At 39.1% G+C, this 25110-nt stretch carries 24 protein-coding genes, 1 other RNA gene and 3 pseudogenes; 15 read left to right on the forward strand and 13 right to left on the reverse strand.

Going from position 1 to position 25110, the window contains the following annotated elements:
* Positions 1-3 precede the first annotated feature (3 nt).
* Together HYG88_RS02980 and HYG88_RS02985 are read left to right on the forward strand one after the other, a co-directional pair.
* Positions 4-1188, forward strand: coding sequence for a VWA domain-containing protein (locus HYG88_RS02980; protein WP_178882570.1), 1185 nt, complete (start codon positions 4-6; stop codon positions 1186-1188).
* 64 nt (positions 1189-1252) lie between these two features.
* Positions 1253-1435: a hypothetical protein gene (locus HYG88_RS02985; RefSeq protein WP_178882600.1), complete on the forward strand. Its 183-nt coding sequence runs from the start codon at positions 1253-1255 to the stop codon at positions 1433-1435.
* Here HYG88_RS02985 and nth read toward each other — a convergent pair.
* Both nth and HYG88_RS02995 read right to left on the reverse strand, forming a co-directional pair.
* On the reverse strand, positions 1432-2118 hold the full coding sequence (nth, locus tag HYG88_RS02990) for an endonuclease III (protein WP_178882571.1): 687 nt from the start codon (positions 2116-2118) through the stop codon (positions 1432-1434). The genes HYG88_RS02985 and nth overlap by 4 nt on opposite strands.
* Complete coding sequence (locus HYG88_RS02995) at positions 2119-2919, reverse strand: RnfABCDGE type electron transport complex subunit B (protein WP_005157878.1); 801 nt, start codon at positions 2917-2919, stop codon at positions 2119-2121. It abuts the gene before it with no gap.
* A 345-nt stretch (positions 2920-3264) separates the two neighbouring features.
* Between HYG88_RS02995 and gdhA the strand changes: the two are divergent.
* Positions 3265-4648: pseudogene (gdhA, locus tag HYG88_RS03000) on the forward strand (NADP-specific glutamate dehydrogenase).
* An 89-nt stretch (positions 4649-4737) separates the two neighbouring features.
* Here gdhA and HYG88_RS03005 read toward each other — a convergent pair.
* From HYG88_RS03005 to HYG88_RS03025, 5 genes are all read right to left on the reverse strand, one after another.
* Entirely contained in the window at positions 4738-5499 is a 762-nt protein-coding gene (locus HYG88_RS03005; protein WP_178882572.1) for an META and DUF4377 domain-containing protein, read from the reverse strand.
* A 180-nt stretch (positions 5500-5679) separates the two neighbouring features.
* Positions 5680-6453, reverse strand: coding sequence for a class III extradiol ring-cleavage dioxygenase (locus HYG88_RS03010; protein WP_178882573.1), 774 nt, complete (start codon positions 6451-6453; stop codon positions 5680-5682).
* A 100-nt stretch (positions 6454-6553) separates the two neighbouring features.
* Positions 6554-7033 carry a 23S rRNA (pseudouridine(1915)-N(3))-methyltransferase RlmH gene (gene rlmH / locus HYG88_RS03015; protein WP_004663191.1) on the reverse strand — a complete coding sequence of 160 codons (480 nt, stop codon included), beginning with the start codon at positions 7031-7033 and terminating at the stop codon, positions 6554-6556.
* Positions 7034-7350: 317 nt separating this feature from the next.
* Positions 7351-9780 carry an endopeptidase La gene (gene lon, locus HYG88_RS03020; RefSeq protein WP_178882574.1) on the reverse strand — a complete coding sequence of 810 codons (2430 nt, stop codon included), beginning with the start codon at positions 9778-9780 and terminating at the stop codon, positions 7351-7353.
* A gap of 144 nt (positions 9781-9924) precedes the next feature.
* The gene (locus HYG88_RS03025; protein ID WP_178882575.1) at positions 9925-10512 is read right to left on the reverse strand and encodes a 5-formyltetrahydrofolate cyclo-ligase; all 588 of its coding nucleotides are present in this window, start codon (positions 10510-10512) and stop codon (positions 9925-9927) included.
* 406 nt (positions 10513-10918) lie between these two features.
* Between HYG88_RS03025 and HYG88_RS03030 the strand changes: the two genes are divergently transcribed.
* On the forward strand, positions 10919-11119 hold the full coding sequence (locus tag HYG88_RS03030) for a hypothetical protein (protein WP_004663186.1): 201 nt from the start codon (positions 10919-10921) through the stop codon (positions 11117-11119).
* A gap of 56 nt (positions 11120-11175) precedes the next feature.
* Here the strand turns inward: HYG88_RS03030 and HYG88_RS03035 are convergent, their stop codons facing one another.
* Complete coding sequence (locus tag HYG88_RS03035; RefSeq protein ID WP_004663184.1) at positions 11176-11556, reverse strand: MerR family transcriptional regulator; 381 nt, start codon at positions 11554-11556, stop codon at positions 11176-11178.
* A gap of 100 nt (positions 11557-11656) precedes the next feature.
* Here HYG88_RS03035 and HYG88_RS03040 point away from each other — a divergent pair, with 100 nt between their 5' ends.
* Positions 11657-14374, forward strand: coding sequence for a heavy metal translocating P-type ATPase (locus tag HYG88_RS03040; RefSeq protein ID WP_178882576.1), 2718 nt, complete (start codon positions 11657-11659; stop codon positions 14372-14374).
* 90 nt (positions 14375-14464) lie between these two features.
* Positions 14465-14593, forward strand: a pseudogene (locus tag HYG88_RS03045) (transposase); the annotation flags it as partial.
* Positions 14594-14715: 122 nt separating this feature from the next.
* On the opposite strand, the gene ssrS reads toward HYG88_RS03045, so the two are convergent.
* The 3 genes from ssrS to HYG88_RS03060 all read right to left on the reverse strand — a co-directional run bounded on the left by ssrS (position 14716) and on the right by HYG88_RS03060 (position 15821).
* A non-coding RNA gene (ssrS, locus tag HYG88_RS03050) (6S RNA) lies at positions 14716-14897 on the reverse strand.
* 79 nt (positions 14898-14976) lie between these two features.
* Positions 14977-15264 carry a cell division protein ZapA gene (locus tag HYG88_RS03055; RefSeq protein WP_004912439.1) on the reverse strand — a complete coding sequence of 96 codons (288 nt, stop codon included), beginning with the start codon at positions 15262-15264 and terminating at the stop codon, positions 14977-14979.
* A 2-nt stretch (positions 15265-15266) separates the two neighbouring features.
* Complete coding sequence (locus tag HYG88_RS03060) at positions 15267-15821, reverse strand: hypothetical protein (protein ID WP_005157850.1); 555 nt, start codon at positions 15819-15821, stop codon at positions 15267-15269.
* Positions 15822-15887: 66 nt separating this feature from the next.
* On the opposite strand from HYG88_RS03060, the gene HYG88_RS03065 reads away from it, so the two are divergent.
* The 5 genes from HYG88_RS03065 (at position 15888) to HYG88_RS03085 (ending at position 20936) form a co-directional block, all read left to right on the forward strand.
* Positions 15888-16523, forward strand: coding sequence for a UPF0149 family protein (locus tag HYG88_RS03065; RefSeq protein ID WP_005157848.1), 636 nt, complete (start codon positions 15888-15890; stop codon positions 16521-16523).
* A 69-nt stretch (positions 16524-16592) separates the two neighbouring features.
* The gene (pepP, locus tag HYG88_RS03070) at positions 16593-17909 is read left to right on the forward strand and encodes a Xaa-Pro aminopeptidase (RefSeq protein WP_005157846.1); all 1317 of its coding nucleotides are present in this window, start codon (positions 16593-16595) and stop codon (positions 17907-17909) included.
* A gap of 164 nt (positions 17910-18073) precedes the next feature.
* Positions 18074-19285, forward strand: coding sequence for a 2-octaprenyl-6-methoxyphenyl hydroxylase (ubiH, locus tag HYG88_RS03075; RefSeq protein ID WP_178882577.1), 1212 nt, complete (start codon positions 18074-18076; stop codon positions 19283-19285).
* Entirely contained in the window at positions 19282-20514 is a 1233-nt protein-coding gene (locus tag HYG88_RS03080) for an FAD-dependent monooxygenase (RefSeq protein ID WP_178882578.1), read from the forward strand. The genes ubiH and HYG88_RS03080 overlap by 4 nt, the downstream gene beginning before the upstream one ends.
* A 173-nt stretch (positions 20515-20687) precedes the next feature.
* Positions 20688-20936 (forward strand): hypothetical protein, encoded by a 249-nt coding sequence (locus tag HYG88_RS03085; RefSeq protein ID WP_087546662.1) that lies wholly within the window; start codon positions 20688-20690, stop codon positions 20934-20936.
* Positions 20937-21092: 156 nt separating this feature from the next.
* On the opposite strand, the gene HYG88_RS03090 is transcribed toward HYG88_RS03085, so the two are convergent.
* Together HYG88_RS03090 and rsmI are read right to left on the reverse strand one after the other, a co-directional pair.
* Positions 21093-21473 carry a hemin receptor gene (locus tag HYG88_RS03090; RefSeq protein WP_087546663.1) on the reverse strand — a complete coding sequence of 127 codons (381 nt, stop codon included), beginning with the start codon at positions 21471-21473 and terminating at the stop codon, positions 21093-21095.
* A gap of 22 nt (positions 21474-21495) precedes the next feature.
* Entirely contained in the window at positions 21496-22338 is an 843-nt protein-coding gene (rsmI, locus tag HYG88_RS03095) for a 16S rRNA (cytidine(1402)-2'-O)-methyltransferase (RefSeq protein ID WP_087546771.1), read from the reverse strand.
* A 16-nt stretch (positions 22339-22354) separates the two neighbouring features.
* Here rsmI and HYG88_RS03100 point away from each other — a divergent pair.
* From HYG88_RS03100 to HYG88_RS03115, 4 genes and pseudogenes are all read left to right on the forward strand, one after another.
* A pseudogene (locus HYG88_RS03100) lies at positions 22355-23020 on the forward strand (hypothetical protein).
* Positions 23021-23032: 12 nt separating this feature from the next.
* Entirely contained in the window at positions 23033-23437 is a 405-nt protein-coding gene (locus HYG88_RS03105) for a YraN family protein (protein ID WP_087536259.1), read from the forward strand.
* A 69-nt stretch (positions 23438-23506) separates the two neighbouring features.
* The gene (locus HYG88_RS03110; protein WP_178882579.1) at positions 23507-24217 is read left to right on the forward strand and encodes a BON domain-containing protein; all 711 of its coding nucleotides are present in this window, start codon (positions 23507-23509) and stop codon (positions 24215-24217) included.
* 3 nt (positions 24218-24220) lie between these two features.
* A complete protein-coding gene (locus HYG88_RS03115) occupies positions 24221-25093 on the forward strand; it encodes an alpha/beta hydrolase (protein WP_178882580.1) in 873 nt (290 codons plus the stop codon).
* Positions 25094-25110: the final 17 nt, after the last annotated feature.

The following is a 25110-nucleotide window of genomic DNA, read 5'->3' on the forward strand; positions in this document are numbered from 1 at the left end:
GTGATGAATATGAATGAAGAACTGATCACTTTAGAGCAACCTGACCTTGCGGAACAAGAACGACGTTGGCGATTAATTTTAGGGCAAGTCCCAAATTCGACTTCGCATTTACCGAATTGGTCGGTGCAAGATACCAAAATGCAAGAATGTCTGAATGAGCTTTATCAGGCACAACAGCCTAATCGCCGTGGTGGTTTGGGGTATTCTAGTCCTAGAGTGGCACAATGGTTAGGGGATATTCGCCAGTATTTCCCATCTTCTGTGGTAAAAGTTATTCAAAAAGATGCTTTAGAGCGTTTGAATTTACAACAAATGTTGTTAGAGCCTGAATTGTTGGCAAGTGTAGAAGTCGATATTCATTTAGTTTCTACCTTAATTTCACTCAATCATTTGATGCCTGAAAAAACCAAAGAAACCGCGCGCATCGTGGTACGTCAGTTGGTAGAGCAGCTTGAAAACCGTCTAAAACAACCATTACAGCAAGCGATTCGAGGCAGTATTAATCGCTCAGCGCATACACGCCGTCCTAAACGCATGCAAGACATTAACTGGAAGCGCACCATTCAGTCCAATTTGAAACATTGGCAGGAAGATTTTAAAACGATTATTCCACATGAGTTACATGGGCATCCACGTCAACAAACGGCTTTAAAAGACATTGTACTCTGTGTTGATCAGAGTGGTTCGATGGCACCTTCCGTGATTTATTCCAGTGTTTTTGCGGCAGTGATGGCAAGTATTCGTGCAGTCAGTACACAAATGATCGTGTTTGATACGGAGCTAGCCGATTTAACCCCTTTGCTCGAAGATCCTGTGGATGTGTTGTTCGGCACACAGTTGGGTGGGGGAACCGATATTGCTAAAGCAATTAAATACTGTCGTAGTAAAATCACTCGCCCAGAAGATACCATTTTTATTCTTATCAGTGATTTGTGTGAAGGTGGAGATGCTAAGCAAATGCTCAAGCAAGTGGCTGAAATACTAGATAGTGGGGTGCAAGTCATTACGCTACTGGCATTGTCTGATGACGGTGCACCTTGGTACGATACTCAACATGCACAGATCTTTGCGGATATGGGGATTCCAACGTTTGCTTGCACACCTGATCAGTTCCCAGAGCTGATGGCAACTGCAATTGAAAAACGAGATATTCATGCATGGTATGCAACCCAGCAAAATCTGACATAATAGAACATGAAGATGAAGTTTCGGTATGCAAGTCGAAACGTGTCAGCTGATTGAGGATACTTCGTTGCTGAAAATTATTTTGATTGTGGTGGTAATTTTAAGTTTAGCTTTACTGTTGTTTTTATTGTATCAAAGTCAAAAAATGCTGCGCCATGTGCAGAAACAACAGGCTTTGGAAAATAAGAAAAATGGTCGAGAACGTCAGCTACACCCCAAATTACAGCAGCCTAAAAAACCTCAGGATTAACTGAGGTTTTTTGTTGGAATTGTTTTTACGGCTCCAAATTCAAAACGATCAGGCCAGTTGCAGACATCGGATACGATACATTCAGCACATTTAGGTTTACGTGCGATACAACAATAACGTCCATGCAAGATCAGCCAATGATGAGCATCAATAATAAACTCTTTAGGAATAACCTTAATTAATCGATCTTCGACTTCTAAAACATTTTTACCTACTGCCAAACCAGTACGATTGCCAACACGGAAAATATGGGTATCGACTGCCATAGTAGGGTGGCCAAAGGCGGTATTGAGCACGACGTTTGCCGTTTTACGCCCTACACCCGGTAAAGCTTCTAGTTCTTTTCGCGTTTCTGGAATTTGTCCTTGATATTGATCAACCAAAATCTGACAAGTTTTGATCACATTTTCAGCTTTAGCGTTATATAAGCCAATTGTCTTAATATATTCTTTTAAGCCATCAACCCCAAGACTTAAAATAGCTTGTGCAGTATTGGCAACGGCATAGAGTTTATCAGTCGCTTTGTTGACACTGACATCGGTTGCTTGCGCAGAAAGCAAAACAGCAATCAGTAACTCAAAAGGAGAGTTATAGTTCAGCTCAGTTTGGGGATGTGGTCTTTGCGTACGTAAACGTTCAAAAAAAGTCTGAATTTGTTTTTTGGTCATATTTTTGACAGGCATTTAGATTCCCTGTAATTCATTTAAACGTTGTTGTAAATCAAGTAATTGTGTTTGCTTGGATTCATCTGCACGTACACTTAACTGCTTTTCTAACTTTTTGATTTGCGTTCTAATTTTCGCAAGTTCAATTGTCGTTTTTGCATCTAATACAGGATTTTCTTTTGGTTTATCCATGAGTGTGATCAAGGGTACATTGTTAAGTGCTTGAGAAAATTGAGCAAAAAATTCGGTATCAATTTCAGCACGAACAATCGGTCCTTTACGACTCAAACGACGTTTTTCTTCTCGTTGAATATGCGCATAGTAACGATGTCTTAGATCATCTTGTTCAAGAGTACGTTGTTGAACTGTAGGTAATGGATTGGAATCTTCGACCAGATCAATACAATCTACAGGACAGGGTGGAATACATAACTCACAACCTGTACATAGATCAGTCAAGATACTATGCATTAATTTTCCGCTACCGATAATGGCATCAACAGGGCAGGCACTAATACATTTAGTACACCCGATACATTCATCTTCACGAATTATCGCTTTCATTTGTTGCGGTCGACCATCTGCTTGAATATCCCAAACACTCGGTTCCGCAATCATTGTTGGTCTTTTTAATAATGCTGCAAGTGCATCTGCAACGGGTTGCCCACCAGGAACGCATTTGTTTGCATCTTCACCTTCCACGATCGACTTCGCATAAGGTAAACAACCATCACGATGTCCACATAAACCACATTGCGTTTGTGGTAAAAGTTGGTCTACTTGAACGATAAGAGAGAGTTGTTGTGCTGAAACTGACATGAAAGAAGATAGGATAAAAACAATGTCGTTATTATAGCAAAGAATAGTTTAATCGGCGGCAATCGTTGCTTAAATCTACTTTTTATAGATTTTTATTTTTGCAATTTTATAGTGCTAATATTGTTTTATTTTAGTGCTAAATCTTGTATTTCGAATGATTTCTAATGCCTTATTACTAGGTTAAATGCTTATTTAAGCTATTTTTTTGAATATTTATTATAAAAATAATGAATATTTTTTAAAGTAAGATATTGATTTAAAATAATAAAAAATATTATTTATGAAGATTGGGTTGAGAGTTGATCATAAAGGGTATTAAATGTGTTTAATATTCTATTTTGGTGCATTTTTTGCACTAAATTAAATCACTATCTGGGGGTGAGAGTTGAAATACGATAGCTTAAATGATTTCTTGGAGTATGTTAAAGCTAGAGATCCATATCAACCTGAGTTTTTACAAGCAGTAGAAGAGGTCATGACGAGTTTATGGCCTTTTATACAGAAAAATCCTAAATACGCTCAATACGGTTTGTTAGAGCGTTTGGTTGAGCCTGAACGTGTTATTCAGTTTCGTGTATCGTGGATGGATGACCAAGGTCAAACTCATGTAAATCGAGCTTTTCGGATTCAATTTAATTCAGCGATTGGGCCATTTAAAGGTGGCATGCGTTTTCATCCTTCAGTAAATTTATCGATTTTAAAATTTTTGGGTTTTGAGCAAACTTTTAAAAATGCATTAACGACTCTCCCTATGGGGGGTGGTAAAGGTGGTTCAGACTTTGATCCAAAAGGAAAGTCAGAAGCTGAAATTATGCGTTTTTGCCAAGCGTTAATGTTGGAGTTATATCGTCATTTAGGTTCAGATACCGATATTCCAGCAGGTGATATCGGGGTTGGTGGTCGTGAAGTAGGCTTCATGGCGGGGATGATGAAAAAGCTGAGTAATGATACGGCTTGTGTTTTTACGGGCAAAGGTATTTCTTTTGGCGGAAGTTTAATGCGTCCAGAAGCGACTGGTTATGGCACTGTTTATTTTGCTGAAGAAATGCTGAAAACTCGTGGTGATAGCTTTGCAGGAAAAACGGTTTCGATTTCGGGTTCGGGAAATGTAGCGCAATTTGCCGCTGAAAAAGCTATGTTTTTGGGTGCAAAAGTGGTGACTCTGTCAGATTCGAATGGCACTGTTTTTGTAAAAAATGGTTTTACTGATGCATTACTTGCCGAAGTGATGGAGCTGAAAAATATCAAGCGTGGACGTATTTCAGAGTTTGCATCGAAGCATGGTTTTGAATATTTTGAGGGTAAAACCCCTTGGCATATTCCTGTTGATATTGCATTACCTTGTGCCACTCAAAATGAGCTAGGTGCAGAAGATGCAAAATTATTACTAGAAAATGGTGTGATGTGTGTTGCAGAAGGAGCCAACATGCCATCTACCTTGGACGCAGTTGAACAATTTATCGCAGCTAAGATTTTGTATGCACCAGGTAAAGCATCAAATGCGGGCGGAGTTGCAACTTCTGGTCTTGAGATGTCTCAAAATGCGTTACGTTTTGGTTGGACACATGGTGAAGTTGATGAACGCTTACATGCCATCATGAAAGATATTCATGCCAATTGCTTAAAATATGGGACCAAAGAAGATGGTACTGTCAATTATGTTGATGGTGCAAATATTGCTGGTTTCGTCAAAGTAGCAGATGCCATTCTTGCGCAGGGTATTTATTAAGGGTCTCCTAAACTCCCGCTTTAATAAAGATGGGATTTCCATAAAAAATCCGATGTTGAAAAACATCGGATTTTTTTAACTGGCTAAAATTATGGTTTTTTCACGATTTCTTGTTCAACGACCATATCTAACACATCTGCAATACTTGATTGATCGGCAGCAGGGTTTTTAATGTCGAAACGTTTAACTCGAACGATCACACGTTGGTTTGGATTATGTTCAAAACCTTCGATTTGACCATAGTAAAGTGACCAATTTTTATCAGCGTATGTTTTGATGCCTTTATCGTCATATTTAATTTCACGAACTTGCATACAAGTTTGTGGTGCTACACCCGTACATGATTTAGTTTGTGGTGAAATTTCGAGGAAAACTATTTTAGCTTCAGACTGGTATTTTGCTTCAGCTGTCATTTTACCAAGGAACGTATATTTTTGACCTTTACTATCAGTTATCGTCAAGATCGCTTGATCATTTTGGGTACTGAGTGTGAAAGGAACTTTTTTCTCACTAAAAATATCAGCAGATAAGCGTTCTTGTTGCATTAAATCATCCGCACACGCCATCATTGTTGATGCCAGTGGTGAGGTTACAATGGTATTACCTTCAACTTTCCAAGTCCCGCCTTGATTATTACAACCAGTTTGAATAGATAATCGTTGATTATCATCGAAAGATAAAACTAAAGGTTTTGATGCTTTTGAACCTTGATAAGTCCAATTATATTCAGTTAAATTTTTTGCTGCTGTTGTATTAATTTGAGAAATAACATTATCAGTTACATTTTGTACAGTTTGGCACGCCATCAAAGAAAGCGGTAATAAGGCAACAGCTAAATATTTAATTTTCATAGTCAAACAACAGTAAATAAATAACAGTCATTAGCTTAAAGTATTCTTAAAAAAATAAAATGTAATCAGTTTATGGATTAAGTTCGTTAAATATATCTATTTGTAAATTTAAGAAAATTGATTAGGTAAAAGGCTTACCCAAATATAAGTAAGCCATTTGAAAAGTCTGATGTTTGGTTTTTAATCAAAACGATAAATATCCATACCTAATGATCCCATTGAAAAACTACTATGCACGATACTAAAACGATGACCTGTTCCCATTGCAAAGAATAATGGTGCAAAATGTTCAAGGGTAGGATGATTTCGTTGCACGTAGGGTAAAGATGGCCAGTCAAGTACAGCGTCATAATCTTGATGATTTAGTTTACTAACTACACTATTCCGAAATGTGCTTGCCCATATTGGAACTTCAGCATCTGCATGCCATGAAAGTTCAGAGAGATTATGGGTAATGCTACCAGAGCCAATTAATAAAATTTGTTGTTCACGTAAAGGTGCTAAAACTTGCCCGATTTTGTAAATCTGGTCAGCATTCATTTCGATGGGTAAGGAAATTTCAATCACAGGAATATCTGCTTTTGGATACATATGTAATAAAGGCATCCATACACCGTGATCTCGTGGTCGTGTGCTATTTGCATGTGCAGGAATATCTGCTTCTGCAAATAGAGTCAGTATTTCCTCAGCAAGTTTTGGAGCGCCCGCAGCAGGATAACGGATCTCATAAAGTTCAGGGGGGAAACCACGAAAATCATGCCACGTTTGAGCTCGAGTTGATGTACTCACTTCTAGCGCTTGGCTTTCCCAATGAGCAGACATCACAATAATTGCTTGGGGTTTTGGTAAATTATTGCTTAAACGATGCAATGCAGGACCCACTTGTTCAGGATCAAGTGCAAGCATGGGAGAACCATGAGAAATAAATAACCCGGGTAAAGTCTGGAAATTCATAGATAAGCACCTGATTGGAAATACATCATTATCGTGACAAATTCATGAGAACAATGACAGCCCTTAAACATCAACAGATTGTTCTATAATCAGAACAATTTTAAGCACGATGATAAGGATGATTATGATTGATACTCATCGCTCTATAAAGTTGTTCAATCAGTAGAATACGAACCATGGGATGTGGCATTGTCAATTTAGAAAGAGACCAATGCCAAGCTGCTGCTTTACGAACTGCGTCTGAATGTCCATCAGGACCACCAATCGCAAGAGCAATATCATTGCCTTCAAGCATCCATTGTTTCATGGTATCTGCCAATTTTTCTGTACTGAGTTCTCGACCACCTACTTCTAAGGCAATTAACGTTTCATTGGGTTTAAGTGCATTTAAAATACTATCGCCTTCAATTTGACAATATTTTAAAATATCTGCCTCAGAGTCATTTTTCCCACGTTTCGCCATAGGCAGCTCAATCACCTGAGTCTGTACAAAGGGCTGGATACGTTTGAAGTAATCTTCAAAGCCAGTGAGTACCCAGGCAGGCATTTTTTGACCAATGGTGAGAATACGAATTTTCATAGGATGGTTTAAATCGATAGATTCAGCACATTATAAATGCTGCTGGTTGTCATGGGATGGTGCAAACGGGTTATCTTGTCATAAAAGATACAAAATAGCGGATTATTCTCTTCATAAAAAACGCAGCTCAACATGCGTATGAGCTGCGATCAAAGTGCCATCTGTCTGGAGTTCAGATGGCACTAAAATGAGTTCATGAGTCAAGTTTGGCCTTTGTTTTATAGACTCCATTTCATTATGCAATATACTGGTTATTTTTCAACCAAAATATGTAACAAAAAAAGAGAGCCGAAGCTCTCTTTAATTTTTTTCAAGGATTAGTGACGTGCAGCCTTTGCTTCTTCCACTGGTTTTACAATCGGTGTTTTCGGCAAAGGTTTTGGTGTATCCGTCAAAGCCAAAGGCAGGATTTCATCAATGCTTTTCACAGCCTTGATTTCCAAGCCTTCCTTAACATTGTCTGGAATCTCAGCCAAGTCACGGACGTTATCCTGTGGAATGAAGACCAGCTTGATTCCACCACGGTGTGCCGCAAGAAGCTTTTCTTTCAAGCCACCAATACGCATCGCACGGCCGCCAAGACTTGTTTCACCTGTCATGGCAATGTCTGGACGAATCGGAATACCTGTAAATGCCGATACAAGGGCAGTGGTCAGTGCCAAACCAGCCGATGGGCCATCTTTTGGTGTTGCACCTTCAGGTAAGTGAACATGGACATCAGTTTCATCGAAACGAGATGATTCAATTCCCAATTCATCCGCACGTGTACGAACCACGGTCATTGCTGCGGTAATTGATTCTTTCATTACATCACCGAGTGAACCTGTGGTAATGAATTTACCTTTACCTTTTACGGCTGCAACTTCAATGGTCAGTAACTCACCACCCACCGAAGTCCACGCCAGACCATTGACACGACCCACTTGCGCTTCATCCTCAGCAACACCAAAGTCAAACTTGTGTGGACCCAGATATTCTGGAAGATTTGCAGAAGTCACATCAACCTGTAGGTTTTTAGACTTCTTGCTCACCGCCTCTTTTACAACTTTACGTGCAATTTTAGACACTTCACGTTCAAGGCTACGCACACCAGCTTCACGTGTATAACGTTGTACGATGTCGCGAATGGCTTCTTCGTGAACAGTCAATTCTTTTGCACGTAGACCATTGTTTTTAATCGCTTTTGGAACAAGGTAACGTTCAGCAATATTTACTTTCTCATCTTCGGTATAACCCGGTAGACGAATGACTTCCATACGGTCAAGCAATGCTTCAGGAATATTCATGCTGTTAGCCGTACAGATGAACATGACTTCTGAAAGATCAAGATCAAGATCTAAATAATGATCGTTGAACTTACTGTTTTGTGATGGATCAAGTACTTCCAATAATGCTGATGCAGGATCGCCACGGTAGTCTTGTGCCATCTTGTCAATTTCGTCGAGTAAGAACAGTGGGTTCTTCACGCCAACTTTTGTTAAAGATTGTACAATTTTACCCGGCATCGCACCAATATAAGTACGACGGTGACCACGGATCTCAGCTTCATCACGTACACCACCAAGCGCCATGCGAACAAACTCACGACCTGTTGCTTTAGCAACAGACTCACCAAGTGATGTTTTACCCACACCTGGAGGACCAACTAGACAAAGAATAGGACCACGGAGTTTTTTCACACGAGATTGCACTGCAAGATATTCAACAATACGATCTTTGACGTCATCTAAGCCGTAGTGATCTTCATCAAGAATCTCTTGTGCTTTCGCTAAGTTAATGCTGACTTTGCTCGCCTTATTCCAAGGTGTATCTAAAATGACTTCTAGATAGTTACGAACAACTGCAGCTTCGCTCGATGCAGGTTGCATCGCTTTCAGTTTGCGAAACTCAGCTTCAGCTTTTTTGCGTACATGTTCAGGCAAATCTGCTTCAGCAAGACGTTTTTCAATTTCCGCAACGTCATCTTCAGCACCGCCGTTCATATCAGAAAGTTCACGTTGAATAACTTTCATTTTTTCATTTAGAAAGTATTCTCGTTGATTCTTTTCCATCTGACGTTTAACACTGTCATGCAACGTTTGTTCAATTTGCTGTTCAGCAGATTGATTCATCAAGTAGCTCATCAACTCTTGCAAATGCGCTTCAAACTCGTCGTGCTCTAAAAACTTTTGTTTCACTTCGATATTTAAAGGTACACGAGTTGCAACAAAGAACATTAATTGTAATAAGTCTTCGATTTTATTTGCTGCTGCAACAAGTTCACGTGCATTACGTAATTTCGCTTCAGCATATTGAGCGAATAGGGTACGCAATTCGTTTAAGCGAGTTGCTTGAGCTTCCTTATCCAATGGTAATGTAATTGGACTGAGACTGTGCTCGGCAGTCAAGTATTCTTCACCATCAATGATACGCTCTAATTTAGAACGATGCAGACCTTCAATCAGTACTTTAATGCAGTTTTCATCATTTTCATGATTTACGACTTGTACGATTTTAGCCACAGTTCCATATTGATAGAGGTTATCGTGATCAATTTCTTCTGTAAGCGAATCTTTTTGCGCAACTACAAATACTAAATTGTCACCGTTACGAGCCACATCCACTGCATTGATCGATTTTTCACGACCCACAAATAGCGCAATTTGCATGTGTGGATAGACCACAACATCACGTAATGCTAAGAGTGGTAATACACTTGGAACCTGTGGCTCTAAGCTTGATTCATTATTTAAAATATATTCAGACATGGGCACTCCTAATGAGTGACAACGGTGTTGCCATGTTTTTTATAGTGATGTGCATTTCAAAAATTACAAGGGTTTTTACTTAGAAAATATTAAAAAAAGACTAAATTGGTTGGTTTTTTTCTAAAAAATATTAGAACAATAAGGTTAAGGCTTGAAAATATAGAATTTTTTAGGTGTTAGTAAGCCATGAATCGGTTGATCCCATTTTTGTCTGGGTAAAGTTTGATCAATATATTGAAATGTATGAGCGAGACCCAAACGAAAAGGTCGATGCGGCGCACTTGACAAAGTACGATCATAAAAACCACCTCCCATGCCGATTCTTGTCCCTAAGTGATCACAGGCAAGTAAAGGCATAATTAAAATATCCAAAATGGAAATATGATGACCGCGACTTGCCATGGGTTCTTTCATCCCGAGTGGATGATGGGAAAAACGTTTATTTAAATATTGACTGGAGCTGATTTTTACCCATACAAGTTCTTGATTCATCGTGCAGATCATGGGTAAGTAAACGAGTTTTTTGTGTTTAAAACAAAGTTGAATGAGTTTGTGAGTGTGCACTTCGCCAAAAGCATGAAGATATAATCCAACGCTTTTTGCAAACTTGAATTGAGGTATTGATCTGAGGCGATTTAAAGCGTCTTGCTCACTTTTTTTATGTTCAAAGCGATTCACTCGTTTTCTTTTTAAACGGATATCTTTTCTGAGTACATGTAAATCACTATTCATCGTATTCAAAATATAATAAAGCCTCGAGAATCATACTTGATTTAAGTGTGCTTAAGTATCTAAATAAATTGAAGTTCTAATCTTGTTGGTTAGTTCTGGATTCTGACAATTCAAAGTAATCACACAGCTGTAGCACTAGACTTAATCAGTGTGCTGTCAAAAATAAGAATAAAATAACAAATTTTGGTTTTATGTGGCAAAAATATCACAAATTGCGTAAAAAGTACTCTATAATCTTGCTGTGAAAATTGCAAATACTTGGTTATTTCACATATTTAAACAATTAAAAGGAATATTTTAGCGCTATGAATGAATGGGGTGTTTTATTTCATTCGTTACGATATTCACTGTGTCACTTTATAAAAATATTGAAAAGACCATAGGGTAATGTTTAGAGGGAAAAAGTATGTTTGATTCAAAAAATGTAATTGTCTTAGATCAAATGCTTATCTTAACTAAAGAAGGTAAAAATGATTTGGTTTATCACAATGATACGCTGTTGAAAGTAATGATGATCTCTAATCAGCATCTCATCGTCGCCGATGATTACCAAACCAGTTTCTTATTGAAACAGAAGGATGAAAATGTGATTTGGTCATTTATCTAATGTTATGTACTTTTTTGATTAGTATTGATTCAACTGTCTAGATTGATTGATGGAATTTATTGTTTGAGTTCCATCAATATTGGGCAACATTCATTTTCTGTCGTTTTACACTCGTGTAACCATGTGGAAAGTCTTTGCTTAAGACCCATAAGTTCCTGAATTCTTTGATCGATCTTGCTCAATCGTTGTTCAATAACATGTCTCACTTGGATGCGATCTTCTAAATTCAATGTGAGTAATTCTTTAATTTCATTCAGTTGTAATCCAGCATCCTTCGCTTTCTGAATAAAGCTCAAGGTCTCTAAGTCTTGCTGACTATAATGTCGGTAACTTTGAGTACTCTCAGGTATTCGCATTAAGCCTATACGTTGATAATAACGAATGGTTTCGACATTAACGTGGCAGGATTTTGCTAGTTTTCCGATTGTAAGGTTCATTTTCTCATACCTTTGTTGGGATAGTGAAAAAGCACTTGACTCTGTACCTAGGTACAGACTTTATCCTAGTCCTATCGACAAAGAAAAGATAGGTGTCGTCATGACTCAACAACCATCTTCATGCTGTTCTAAAAATGAAGTACCGCTTGTGTACGAATATATTGATCCTGTTTGTGGTATGACAGTCGCTGAAAATTCGCAGCACTATTTTGATTATCTAGGTATCCGCTATTTATTCTGTTCAGCAGGTTGCCAACAGAAATTCAGCTCAAAACCTGAAAATTATTTAAAATCAGATCAAGATCTAAAATTAATATCATCTTGCTGTGCTAAGCAGTCTCAACAAAAAGTAGGTTCATGTTGTGAAAGTGAATCAGAGCAAGCTATTGAATTAGCTCAAACATCTTCTTGTTGTAAGCCTAAGCCAACGAAGCAAAAACTAAGTTCATGTTGTGGCCCTAAACCAGAAGTAGCATCTATTCAAGATGAAGCTAAAAAATCTTCTTCTTGTTGTGGTGGAAAGCATGATCATTCAAGTGAAAGCAATTTAGTTGATACAGAGATTGATCCTGTTTGTGGTATGTCAGTCAAAACCACGACAGATTTAAAAACAGATTATCAAGGTAAAACCTATTATTTTTGTAACCCATCTTGCTTAGATAAATTTAAAAATGATCCTGAATTTTATCTAATTCCCGCTGATCAGCGTCCAGTTCCCGAGGGAGCAATGGACATGGATTATACCTGTCCAATGGATCCTGAAATTGTACAAAAAGGGCCAGGAACTTGCCCAATTTGTGGGATGGCACTTGAGCCGATGCAACCCACTTTGGATGATGGACCAAATCCTGAGTTAGTAGATTTTAGTCGACGTTTTTGGACTACATCACCTTTGAGTTTGTTGGTGATGATCTTAGCCATGGGTTCACATGTTCATGCCTTTATTTCGCCACATATTCAGCCGTGGATTGAGCTTCTTTTAAGTTTGCCTGTGGTGTTATGGGCGGGTTATCCCATTTTACAACGTTGCTGGGTGTCTTATAAAACAGGACATCTGAATATGTGGAGTTTGATTGGTGTTGGGGTACTTGCAGCATTTATTTATAGTGTGATTGCAACCATTTTCCCATCACTCATTCCAGTTGAGGCGAAAACAGAGCATGGTGTCGCTGTGTATTTTGAAGCAGCTTGTATGATTGTTTCATTGAGCTTGTTGGGTCAAATTTTAGAACTAAAAGCACGCTCACAAACAGCAAATTCATTAAAAGCTTTACTTCGTTTACAACCTGCTAAAGCGAAACTTGTGCAGCATGATCAAGTTGTTGACGTGGATATAGCGATGGTCAAACAAGGTGATATTTTGCAAATATCATCGGGTGAGCAAATTCCATTAGATGGTCTAGTCGTTGATGGAAAGACCTATGTTGATGAATCCATGATGACGGGTGAGCCTGTTCCTGTGAAAAAGGAAAAAGATGACCGAGTGATTGGCGGGACAATTAATCAACAAGGCGCTATTCGAATCCAAACCACTGCTGTGGGTACGAACACGACATTAGCCAAAATGATCCAAACTGTCGCTGATGCGCAACGCTCCAAAGCACCATTGCAACGAATTGCAGATGTGGTTGCAAAATATTTTGTGATCGCCGTACTCAGTATCAGTGTGCTGACTTTTATTGCGTGGATGGTATTTGGGAAAGCACAGTTTGATTTGGCTTTAATGTGTGCAGTTGCTGTTTTGATTATTGCTTGTCCATGTGCTCTTGGCTTGGCAACGCCAATGTCAGTGATGGCAACCACGGGTCGAGCAGCTCAAAAAGGTGTGCTGTTTAAAGATGCAGAAGCAATTGAAGCCTTAAGCAAGGTCAATACCCTGATTATTGATAAAACAGGAACATTGACCGAGGGTAAGCCAAGTTTAAAAGAGATTCGGTCTTTATCTGAAGCGTATAGCCAGACACAAATTGAGTTATGGATTGCATCAATTGAACAATATTCGACACATCCAATTGCACAGACATTAACTAAACTGGTTGATCCAAATCAATTGCTCAATGTTTCTGATTTTGAAGATGTCACAGGCTTTGGTGTGAAAGGAAACATTGATCACCAGACCCTGTATATTGGCAGTCAGAAGCTTATTGAACAGTTGGCGTTGACCTTAGATGCTGATTTAATCCATGAGTTGGATCAAAAACGTGCACAAGGCGATGTGTTTAGTTTTTTGATGTCAGAACAAGAAGTGATTGCCTATATTTCGATTCATGATGCAATCAAACAAAATGCCAAAACTTTGATTGATCAACTACATGCTGATGGAATTGAAGTAATTATGGCAACTGGTGATCATCAGAAAAATGCAAATATGGTTGCAGATGCTTTAGGTATTAAAACAGTCTATGCCAATCTTGATCCTAAGCAAAAACTTGAAATTGTGAAACAAGCACAAGCTCAGGGAAAAATTGTGGCAATGGCTGGCGACGGTATCAACGATGCACCAGCACTGGCGCAGGCGAATGTTGGTATTGCGATGGGAACAGGAACAGATATTGCCAAGCAAACAGCGCAAGTGACTTTAGTTAAAGGGGACATTCAAGGGGTTGCACAAGCAGTTCATATGGCAAAATTAGGGGTAAAAAATATGAAGCAAAATCTTGCATTCTCTTTTGTTTATAATGGATTAGGTGTGCCTGTTGCAGCAGGTTTATTTTATCCACTAACAGGATTATTGCTCACACCAATGTTTGCTGCTATAGCAATGTCATTAAGCTCGCTCTCTGTTGTGGTGAATGCTTTACGTTTGAATAAATCATAATTCATTTTAAGAAAAATAAAGCCCCTATTCTCATAAATTGAGAGTAGGGGCTTTATTTTGACCCAACTTACATCATCAACATATAACTGAGCATTCATTCATCGCGGAAATATTGCCATTTGGTTTGATCCTGCTACGCAATGGTATGCTCCATCAAAAGGCAAACAAGGGCGAAATCAAACCTACTCCGATGCAGCCATCCAACGCTGCATCCTTATGAACTATTATAAAAAAGATTTAGAAAATTTAATGGGGATTAATTTAACAGTATAAATTCTATTCAAAATAAATAGTTTATTAAAAAATACTTGAGGTGAAATCATTATTTTTATAATTAAAAAAGTTGCTCCAGAGATGCCGCTGCATAGTCGTTACCCTGAACCCGATGAGTTCAAGGTGGAGGTGACGCATACTTACTGGGTTTCCTACTCGGGGTAGGCATACACTCAAAATATACAGGACACATCCATAAATTTAAGTATCGGCAGGGGACTAGACGTACTGGCGAACACCCTAGAGACAGTTTTAGTATAACCGATCTTTACACGATGACAATCGCTACTTGTAAAGATAATTATTAATTGATGAGGCTTTGTGCAATTTTACTCAACAGTTTGTTCGACATCTTCCAAGATGGTTTGAAGTAGGCGTTCACAGTGAGCATATTCCTGCAAAGATTTATTCAAACTAAACACATCTTGTGCCATCTGTAACGCAACCATAATGACTAACTTATTGTGTTCTACACGAGGAGCGTTACGTCGCATATCCTGAAACTTTTGATTCAGTAGTTCAGCTGCACGCTCTAATTCTTCACGTTTATCTTCAGTGGTATTTAAGCGAAAAGTCTGTTCAATTAAACGAAGTTCTACTGTCACTTGTTCACTCATGATCAGTTTTCCTCTTGTGTTTCAGCATTTGGGTGGGCAAGTTGCTGAATCTCTTGTGCATGTTGATCCTGTGCTGTACCAAGAACAGCCAGACGCTGGATAATCGCCTCAACTTTAGATTTTGCCAACTCATTTTTTTGTAGCAAACGATCACGGTCCTGCTGCAAGTCCTGAATTTCCTGCTGACTATGACGTTGCTGTACTTGTAATTTCTCTTTATTTACACGTAAGTCATTACGCTCAGCTAAAATCTCTTGGAAGCGGTTTTTTAAATCAGTGGTGCTTTTCTCTAAGCGGCTATAACGTTCCGCTAAAGTTGTTGCATCTTGATTCAGTTGTTTAAATTGATCTTGTAACTGAGACAATTGTTCAGTTAAGTTATCAACTTCTTCCTGCTTTTGCGTGATGATGCTATTTTTCTGCACAACTTGTGCATGATGATCAGTTTCAGCGAGTTGTTTAGCCTCAGTAAGCGAAGTATTCTCTCGCTCTAAATGATGTAAGCGTGTTTTTAAAACACCAATATGCGCTTGTAGACGCTGTAATTGTTCTAACATAACGAAGGTCGCACAGAGTTGCAATCAAAGGTAATATATACAGCAGTATAGAGATTGGATAAACGAATGCAAGACGATATTTCAGGTTGGACGGAATGGAATGCCCATTTTGATGGGATTGAAGAAATTTCAAGCCCAAGTGAGTTACATGGTTTACTCACAGGTATAGTTTGTGTCACACAAGCGCCAACCACCGATGAATGGTCACAAATTTTAAACACCCTCAACGTGCCAGCTTTACAGTCAGAAGCACTCGAAAGTTTAACGGATGAAGCAGAAGATGTTTCTCATGCTTTGTCAGATGATGAATTAGATTATTTGCCTATGCTTCCAGATGATAGCCATTTGCTTGTAGATCGTGTGCAAGCTTTAGCTGATTGGTGCGCAGGCGTAGTCCTCGGTTTTGGTTTGGCTTCAGGTCATATTCGTGGTGAAGAACAAGAGCTGATTGAACATTTACAAGATGTTGCAGCTGTTGAGTTTGAAGACTCCGATAATGATGAAGAGGGTGAAGAAAGCTATCAGGAATTGTATGAGTTTGTACGTTTGATTCCTGTGAGCTTATCGATTGGTCGTAAAAAGATTGCTGTCGCTGAAAGTTCATTATTGAAAAACTTTCATGCCAAAAGCAGAAATCAAGATAATCAGGCGACTGATCCGCAAACGGTTGTCGAAATGTTTACCCCGCATCGTCCGAGTTAACTCGGGCGGTGCCTTAAGCTCTTATAAATAAAGATACTTACAATCATTCATCTTCATCAGAAGGACAATATGAAATTAAGTCAAGCCGATTTCAAACAACGTCGTGATCTTCTTGCTAAACAAATAGGCAGTAATAGCATTGCAATTATTGCGACTCGAGCAGAAATGTATCGTAATCGTGATGCGGATTATAAATATCGTGCAGACAGTAGTTTTTATTATCTAACTGGATTTGCAGAGCCAGAAGCGGTTGCAATCATTGAAACTTTTGAAGAGGGTGAGGAATATAGTTATAGCTTGTTCTGCCGTGAACGTAATCGTGAAATGGAAATCTGGAATGGCTATCGTGCTGGGATTGATGGTGCGATTGAAATCTATGATGCAGATGAAGCGTATGCAATTGATCTGCTCGATGAAGAAATTATCGACAAGTTGTTAAATAAACAGCGTCTTTACTATCGTATTGGCCAAAATGCGGAATTTGATGCACGTGTCAGCCAATGGATTCAAAAGGCAGATGCACAACAACGTCGTGGTGGCGCTGCACCCGCTGAAGTAGTTCAGTTAGACCGTATTGTTGATGAAATGCGCTTGAAAAAATCAGCAAAAGAAATTGAATTGATGCAGATCGCATCGAATATCAGTGCTGAAGCGCATACCCGTGCCATGCAAAGCGTAAAACCGAATGTGATGGAGTATGCACTTGAAGCAGAACTCAATTATATCTTTGGTAAAAATGGTTGTGTACCTGCTTATAACAGCATTGTCGGTGGTGGTGAAAATGCTTGTATCTTGCATTATGTTGAAAATAACAAGCCATTAAACGATGGCGATTTGGTCTTGATTGATGCAGCATGTGAATATGAGTTTTATGCATCGGATATTACGCGGACTTTCCCTGTAAATGGCAAATTTAGTCCTGAACAGAAAGCACTTTATAATATTGTTTTAGATGCTCAATTGGCTGCCATTGATGCAACTCGTATTGGCAATCACTATAAATATCCACATGAAGTGGCTGTCAAGATTTTAACTCAAGGTTTGGTTGATCTTGGGTTGCTGAGTGGCAATGTGGATGAGTTGGTTGAGAGTGAAGCATTCCGTCAATTCTTTATGCATGGAACTGGGCATTGGCTCGGTATGGACGTGCATGATGTCGGTGCGTACAAGACTGGCGAAGATTGGCGTGCTTATGAAGCAGGTATGGTGGTCACTGTTGAACCTGGTTTATATGTTGCACCCGATGATGAAACAGTTGATGCAAAATGGCGGGGTATCGGCATTCGTATCGAGGATGATATTGTTGTGACTGAAAGTGGTCCATTGGTTTTGACCAAAAATGTGGTGAAAACTGTTGAAGAAATTGAGCAATTAATGGCTAGTTAAGTCAGAAATATTGATCTAAAGGTTTATTCTAGGATAAGCCTTTTTTATTTGTCGAATTAAAATAAAACACAGACCAAACAAAGTACAAATTCCATTGCTGATTTAAGTTAGAGTAAGATAGTCTCCAAACATTAAGTCATGAAAAACTGATAAGGAATAATATTATGCAGCAACAAGTCATCATTGTCGGTGGGGGTATGGTTGGACTCAGCCTTGCCTTAATGTTGGCAAAATCTAATATCGCAGTAAAGTTATTAGAAGCTGTGAAATATCCAAATTACGATGACGAGAACGCTTCCCCTTATCATTCTAGCTTTGATGCGCGTAACACCGCATTGTCACGCCGCAGCGTACAGATTTATCAAAAATTGGGTTTGTGGGAAGCCTTACAACAACATGCAACACCAATTCTACAAGTGCATATCACAGAGCAAGGCAGCTTTGGTAAGGCACGCCTAGTTGCTGAACAAGAAAAAGTAGAAAGCTTTGGGCAAGTGATTGAAAACGCATGGTTGGGTCGTGTGTTGCTGACACAAGTTCGTCAACAGGCTTTGATTGAGTTGATTGATGGTGTGCAAGTCACTGCATTGACGCAAGATACAGACCATGTGCAAATCGAAGCGATGCGCAATGGTGAATATATCCATTCCTTAAAATCCAAGTTGGTGATTGCGGCTGATGGTCGTGATTCATTTTGTCGCCAAGCCATTGGGGTAGGTGTCGATGAACATGATTATGATCAAGTCGCCATCGTCACCACGGTTCAAACTTCTAAGCCACATCAACAGGTTGGCTTTGAACGTTTTAGTGCTTTAGGGCCATTGGCACTTTTGCCTTTGCCAGGTGAATACCGCCGTTCAGTGGTGTGGCCTGTGAAGAAAGGCACTGAAGCAGAATGGTTGGGTGAAGAAAATGATCAACATTTCCTTGATGCCTTACAGGAAACCTATGGTGATCGTGCTGGAAAATTTGAAAAAACAGGTAAACGTTTTAGCTATCCATTGGCTCAGGTTTTGGCAAATAAGCAAGCCGTTGGGCGTGTGGTGTTGATGGGTAATGCCGCACATACCATCCATCCAGTTGCAGGGCAAGGTTTTAACCTATGTCTACGTGATGCAGATGTGTTGGTTCGTTTCTTGATGGAGCAATTGGCGAAGTCAGATGATATTGGCAATCCTGATAATTTATTGGCTTATGAACAAGCACGCTTAACTGATCAGCAAAGGGTGATTAAGTTCTGTGATTCAGTGGTACGTGGTTTTAGTAATCAAAATCCAATTCTCAAGTTATTACGTAATACTGGACTGATTGCATTTGATATGATTCCGGGTGTTAAACCTTTGGTTGCTAACTATGCGATGGGATTAAAAGCATGAGTGAGCTGTTAGATGTTGTGATTGTTGGCGGTGGCTTAGTCGGTGGTCTAACCGCTTTATTGCTAGCCCAAGGTGGGGTGCAAGCGACGGTGCTTGATGCTGCGCCTGTGCTAGATCAAGAAAAGACATTGGCAGTCATGAATCCTCGAGTATTGGCACTGAGTCAGGCGACGATTCACTTACTTAAAACAGTCGATGTTTGGGATGATTTAGCACGTCAAATGCCCTATTCAGGCATGCAAGTCTGGAATAAAAATGGCTATGGTGAAATTAATTTTGGCCATGCATCTGAACAGCAACCTCAATCAGATCAGGCTTTGGGTTCGATGGTTGAGCCAAGTGTCTTGAATGTTGCGATTCAACAAAAAATGCTGCAACAACTCAAAGACTATCGCACTCAAGTCAAAGTGATTCGGATTGAGCAGATTCCACAAGGTTGGTCAATTCAATTGGCGGATGGCACAGTACTAAAAACCAAGTTGCTGATTGGTGCAGATGGTGCGAACTCTTTTGTTCGTGAGCAAGCCTATATCGATTTAGATGTACTGGATTACAAACAGGCTGCCATCAGTTGCGCGATTAAAACCACACAACCGAATCAATATGTGGCTCGTCAAATTTTCCTACCGACAGGTCCACTGGCATATTTACCAATGGCGAGTTTGGATGCACAAGAGAATGGTTATTGGCAGTCGATTGTCTGGACTTTACCCGATGATTATGCCGATGAATATTCGGCATTAAATGATCAAGACTTTATGCGCTTACTGACTCAAGAAAGTCTGCAAATGTTGGGAAAAGTAGTTGCGGTTCGTTCTAGAGCACAGTTTCCACTAAAAGCTCGCGCAGCGCAGCGTTATATTAAATCTGGTTTAGCCTTGATTGGCGATGCAGCACATGTGATTCATCCTTTGGCTGGTCAAGGTGTAAATATTGGCTGTCTGGATGCTGCGGTATTGTGTGATGTTCTACTGCACGATTTAAAACGTGGTGTGTGGGCCAATGAGCAAACGTTATTGCGCTATGAACACCAACGTAAAGGTCAGAATGATGCCATGATGCACAGTATGTCCGCAATTGGTTGGTTGGAAAGTTCAGAATTATTTCCGTTTGTTTGGGCACGGAACTTTGGCCTAAAACAAGTTGAACAATTCGATTGGTTTAAAGATCGCTTTATGCGACAAGCGAATGGATTAGGGGCTTTACAGCACACTCGTTATGCTTGCTAAAAAACAGTAGATATTTTTTAAACAATCATTTATAAATCAGAGTGAATTTGGTTATAAAAAGCACAATTTAATGAATATTTTGCTTTGATAAATGAGAAGAGCTTGTTAAATTTCATCAAGTTCTGATGACCAAATAACGATGATGAGAGTTTAGTCATTGTGGGGAGAGTAATATGACGGAAATGAATGATTACGACGAAAACACTGAAGATTCTGCGGTAGACGATGAAGAAGCGAAAGCTGCAGAAAGTGGTGCGGATAGCGAAGAGTCAAGTGTCAATGACGCAGATTTGGCTGAAGCAGAAACCTTAACAGTGACTGCTAAACAGAAACAACGCCAAGCTCTAGAAGATGAGGTTGCAGCGTTTTTGGCACGTGGTGGGCGTATTACCGAAGTTCCACCGGGTGAGACCCACGAATAAGCTGAAAAGATTTAAAAGCATCACGACTGTGGTGCTTTTTGATATTGATGTGATTTGTGTCCACATTACAGTGCTTTAAGAATCCCACATTGTGCATTCTGGAGAGTATTGATGCCTTATCCATTCCATGAAGGCAGCAATATGTGTTTGGTATGCTTATTTCTTGTTTCTGGAAAGATGCTGTAAATAGAATTCAATATCTTCCTCTCGATAGCCCAGCAATTGACCAATTCTTCGCTCAAGCTCTGGTACAAATCCTGCTTTCGGTTGATTGAGGGATAGTTCAATGACCGATATCAATTCATCCACTTGCTCTATTGCAACATCCTTATAAATAAGAATATTTTCCATTTGTATATTGGGGATGCGAGTTGTAGTGGCCTTGGTTCGGGATTTTAAAATGCCTGATTCAAGATAAGGCAAAAACTCATCAGGAATGCCTTCATAAAAAAAGGCAATTGGTTTTTCACCAGAAAGCAGCAATTCAAGTTCTCTGCCTTCATGGGGACCTAACATGGGTAATGAGTCTATAGCCATTTCCTACGTATCTTTTTAAGTATTATTTATTATCTTGAGTCAATTCCAAAGCACGTTGATAAGCAACTTTCTTTTTGATACCTGTCAAATCAGCAGCCAATTGAGATGCTGCCTTGACTGATAAATCTTGTAATAAGCGTTTTAGCAACTCATCTAGTTTATCCTGCGCCATGTCTTTTTCAGCAGTGGCACCACCCACCACAACTACAATTTCACCTTTCTCTTGGTTGTGATCATTTTCAATAAAAGTGACCAATTCTTTTAAAGTCATTTTTTTAATAGTTTCAAAGGTCTTTGTGATTTCACGAGCAAAACCTACAGGTCGATCTTCACCAAATACCTCAGCCATATTTTTTACACTGTCTAAAATACGATGTGGCGCTTCATAGAAAATGAGTGTTTGTGTCTCATCTTTTAGTTTTTCAAGTTGGCTAATTCGTTGTGAAGCCTTTGACGGTAAGAAACCTTCAAAACTAAAGCGATCACTTGGTAAACCTACAGCACTCAATGCTGCAATTGCAGCACAGGCACCTGGTACTGGAATGACGCGGATCTTATGTTCTTGTGCTGCGCGTACTAACTTAAATCCAGGGTCACTAATTAACGGTGTTCCTGCATCACTAATCAGAGCAATACTTTCACCATTTAACATTCTTTGTATAAGTTGATCAATTTTGTTACTTTCATTGTGATCATGGCATGCTGTTAACGGTGTTGAGATATTATAGTGTTTAAATAATTGAGCAGATTGACGAGTGTCTTCTGCCGCAACCACCGATACAGACTTTAAAATATCAATCGCACGAAAGGTCATGTCATCTAAGTGCCCAATCGGGGTTGCTACAACAAATAATTGAGCACTCATAAAAGGTAACTCCCTCATGTATTACAAAAAATATTGTTTGCTGCTAGGTTTGGCAGCGCTTGTAAGTCCTGTATATGCGGACATACTCGTGATTCTACCTGAATCGGGTACGATGGCGCGAGCGAGTCAAAGCATTAAATCATCATTTTCAGAAAGATCGCATCAAAAAGCTTTTTATCGTTCGAGAAACAGGAACTGAGTTAGCAACAGAACTTTTGCTTTCTGCACTAAAGGATCAATTTTCATCAGAAATAGAATTTGTTGATGTAGTACCACAAAAACGATCAAATAAAGAAGGGGTATTATTGTTAGGGAGTCACCATTGGTTGGAACAATTAGGTACATTACCCGAAAAGAATATTTACGTCACACCGATGAGTATTGAGCAGGGACAATCTATTCCAATTGGTTTAAGTTTTGTGATACACCCGCGCTATATAATGGGCAATGGGCAGATTTAATCGAAGCCTATAAGAAACAACCAGAAACAATGGCATTTCAACGTTTATTAGCTTTTGGAGGAGATGCTTGGACGATAAGTCAACAGTGCTTGGAGCAAACTGGATAGGTGCAGTTCTCTTTTGTTGGGCGCACAGGTGTAATTGAATTAAAAGACCGTAAAATCTACAGGCAGCCGTATTGTTACAGGCAGCAGAAAAATAGCATTGAAATTTTAAAATAAGATATGGGCACAATGGAACAACACAAACATCTTTTGGGACAATGGGCAGAACAGACGGCATTGCTATTTTTACAGTCCCAGCAGTATCAATATGTCAATAAAAACTACCATTCACGTTTTGGAGAAATTGACCTGATTGTCAAACGTGGAAATGAGCTGGTTTTTGTGGAGGTGAAAGCCCGTTCCGCAGGCAGTTATGCAGGGGCCTGTGAAGTGATTTCGTATTCACAGCAACGTAAGATTATTAAGACGGCACAGTTCTTTTTACAAAGATATCCCAATTATTACAATTTTGACTGTCGTTTTGATGTGATCTGTTTTGATTTTCCACAGAAACTTGCAAAAACAGTACAACCAGATTTTTCCAAATTGAAGTATGATCAGCAATGGATTAAACATGCGTTTACTTTGGATTGAGATACGGTTGAGTCATTTCAAGACAAGTGCAGTAGATTGAACAAGTTAGTGGATAGGGAGTCTTGCCAAGTGTTGAAACGTTTAACGATGACGTTGGTTTGCGTTGCAAGTTTATCGGGATGTGCGAGTTTTATTTCTGGTGGAACAGGATCGGCGCCTGTTGGTACAAGCAGTGGTGAACGTAGTCTAGGGCAGGTTTTTATTGATTCTTCAATCAAGCGTACTGCAAATATCAACCTATACAAACTAGACCATCGCTTTAAGCAGTCACGCATCAATATTGAAAGTTTTCATAGTAATGTTTTATTAACAGGGCAAGTTCCTGATCCTTATTTGAAACAATTAGCAGAAGACAATTTAAGAGCGATGAGTGATGTAAAAGCTGTGCATAACTACATTACTGTTGGTGATAAAGTAAATTACAACACGATTATGCAGGACTCTACTGTGACTGCAAATACTCGTGGTTTGCTAATGAGAGCACCTGTTGTATCTGACAGTAAAGTATTAGTTCATACTGAAAATGGCATCCTTTATGTGATGGGGCGTTTAAATACTGCTGAGATAAGAGACTTAGATGATGTCTTACAAAAAGTTGGTAATGTGAGTAAAATCGTGACACTGATTGATAATATTGATCAACCATCTGGAACGGTAGCAAGTGCTACAGCAGCAACACCGATGATTGGTGGTGCTTCAACACAACCTTTAGTTGAAACTCCAGTTGCAATTGATCCTGATCAGACTGAACCAGCGACTATTACTCCGACTAAACCCTAATCTATGAAGCAACTTATTCAACAAGTACAAGAAAATGTTATACGGGCGAAAAACTTTTATCAGGAATTTCGCCTGTATGATTTAGCAAGCTATTCGATGAATTATCTGACGCCAAAGGATACTTTTGAAAAAGAAGAACATCTTGCTTATGGATTAAAAGCCAGAAATCGACTGGATCTTTATCGAACCAAGAATCCAAAGAAACAAAAACCTTTGATTGTTTTTGTACATGGTGGATCATGGCAACATGGTAATAAGAGAGATTATTTATTCATTGGCGAAACCTTTGCTCGAGAAGGTTTTGATGTTGCTGTTATTAATTATCAACTCGCTCCAGAGAATATCTTTCCAGCATTTGTCGATGATCTAGCGCAAGCGATTCATTATTTGAATCAAAATAAAGTTAAATTGAATATTTCAACCGATAACATCATTTTGATGGGACATTCTGCGGGTGCCTTTAATGTGATGTCTGTGGTGTATTCTGCTCAGCCTCAGCAATTTAAATATACAGATAATATTAAGGCAATTGTGGGTTTGGCTGGCCCGTATCATTTTGACTATAAAGATGATCCTTTATCTGAACATGCATTTGATCCAAAAATATCGTACCAACAAGTGATGCCGTATTATTTTATTAATCCGAATAAGATTAAACATTATCTATTGATGGCTGAGAATGATCAGTTGGTTGGTAATCATAATAGTTTTGATCTTGATAAGGCATTAAGAGAAAAGGGTAATCATAGCCATGTGATGATTATTCCTAAGACTGGACATATTACCATTGTGGCGACTTTGGCCAGTTTTGCAAGTCATTACTTCAAAACCAAGCGAACGATTTTGCATTTCTTAGATGAAGCTTTAGAAGATTAAATAAAAAAAGCATCTTG

This window comes from Acinetobacter sp. SwsAc4, from assembly GCF_013391535.1.
In the GTDB taxonomy this organism is placed as follows: Bacteria; Pseudomonadota; Gammaproteobacteria; order Pseudomonadales; family Moraxellaceae; genus Acinetobacter.

What these genes read in the sequence shown, in the direction of transcription:
- pepP (WP_005157846.1), top strand. Translation starts at nt 16,593, where the DNA reads ATGAAATTAAGTCAAGCCGATTTCAAACAACGTCGTGATCTTCTTGCT.
- HYG88_RS03060 (WP_005157850.1), bottom strand. Translation starts at nt 15,821, where the DNA reads ATGTTAGAACAATTACAGCGTCTACAAGCGCATATTGGTGTTTTAAAA.
- HYG88_RS03115 (WP_178882580.1), top strand. Translation starts at nt 24,221, where the DNA reads ATGAAGCAACTTATTCAACAAGTACAAGAAAATGTTATACGGGCGAAA.
- rlmH (WP_004663191.1), bottom strand. Translation starts at nt 7,033, where the DNA reads ATGAAAATTCGTATTCTCACCATTGGTCAAAAAATGCCTGCCTGGGTA.
- nth (WP_178882571.1), bottom strand. Translation starts at nt 2,118, where the DNA reads ATGCCTGTCAAAAATATGACCAAAAAACAAATTCAGACTTTTTTTGAA.
- lon (WP_178882574.1), bottom strand. Translation starts at nt 9,780, where the DNA reads ATGTCTGAATATATTTTAAATAATGAATCAAGCTTAGAGCCACAGGTT.
- HYG88_RS03105 (WP_087536259.1), top strand. Translation starts at nt 23,033, where the DNA reads ATGGAACAACACAAACATCTTTTGGGACAATGGGCAGAACAGACGGCA.
- HYG88_RS03055 (WP_004912439.1), bottom strand. Translation starts at nt 15,264, where the DNA reads ATGAGTGAACAAGTGACAGTAGAACTTCGTTTAATTGAACAGACTTTT.
- rsmI (WP_087546771.1), bottom strand. Translation starts at nt 22,338, where the DNA reads ATGAGTGCTCAATTATTTGTTGTAGCAACCCCGATTGGGCACTTAGAT.
- HYG88_RS02995 (WP_005157878.1), bottom strand. Translation starts at nt 2,919, where the DNA reads ATGTCAGTTTCAGCACAACAACTCTCTCTTATCGTTCAAGTAGACCAA.
- HYG88_RS03065 (WP_005157848.1), top strand. Translation starts at nt 15,888, where the DNA reads ATGCAAGACGATATTTCAGGTTGGACGGAATGGAATGCCCATTTTGAT.
- HYG88_RS03085 (WP_087546662.1), top strand. Translation starts at nt 20,688, where the DNA reads ATGACGGAAATGAATGATTACGACGAAAACACTGAAGATTCTGCGGTA.
- HYG88_RS03025 (WP_178882575.1), bottom strand. Translation starts at nt 10,512, where the DNA reads ATGAATAGTGATTTACATGTACTCAGAAAAGATATCCGTTTAAAAAGA.
- HYG88_RS03090 (WP_087546663.1), bottom strand. Translation starts at nt 21,473, where the DNA reads ATGGCTATAGACTCATTACCCATGTTAGGTCCCCATGAAGGCAGAGAA.
- HYG88_RS03035 (WP_004663184.1), bottom strand. Translation starts at nt 11,556, where the DNA reads ATGAACCTTACAATCGGAAAACTAGCAAAATCCTGCCACGTTAATGTC.
- HYG88_RS02980 (WP_178882570.1), top strand. Translation starts at nt 4, where the DNA reads ATGAATATGAATGAAGAACTGATCACTTTAGAGCAACCTGACCTTGCG.
- ubiH (WP_178882577.1), top strand. Translation starts at nt 18,074, where the DNA reads ATGCAGCAACAAGTCATCATTGTCGGTGGGGGTATGGTTGGACTCAGC.
- HYG88_RS03010 (WP_178882573.1), bottom strand. Translation starts at nt 6,453, where the DNA reads ATGAATTTCCAGACTTTACCCGGGTTATTTATTTCTCATGGTTCTCCC.
- HYG88_RS03040 (WP_178882576.1), top strand. Translation starts at nt 11,657, where the DNA reads ATGACTCAACAACCATCTTCATGCTGTTCTAAAAATGAAGTACCGCTT.
- HYG88_RS03005 (WP_178882572.1), bottom strand. Translation starts at nt 5,499, where the DNA reads ATGAAAATTAAATATTTAGCTGTTGCCTTATTACCGCTTTCTTTGATG.
- HYG88_RS03030 (WP_004663186.1), top strand. Translation starts at nt 10,919, where the DNA reads ATGTTTGATTCAAAAAATGTAATTGTCTTAGATCAAATGCTTATCTTA.
- HYG88_RS03080 (WP_178882578.1), top strand. Translation starts at nt 19,282, where the DNA reads ATGAGTGAGCTGTTAGATGTTGTGATTGTTGGCGGTGGCTTAGTCGGT.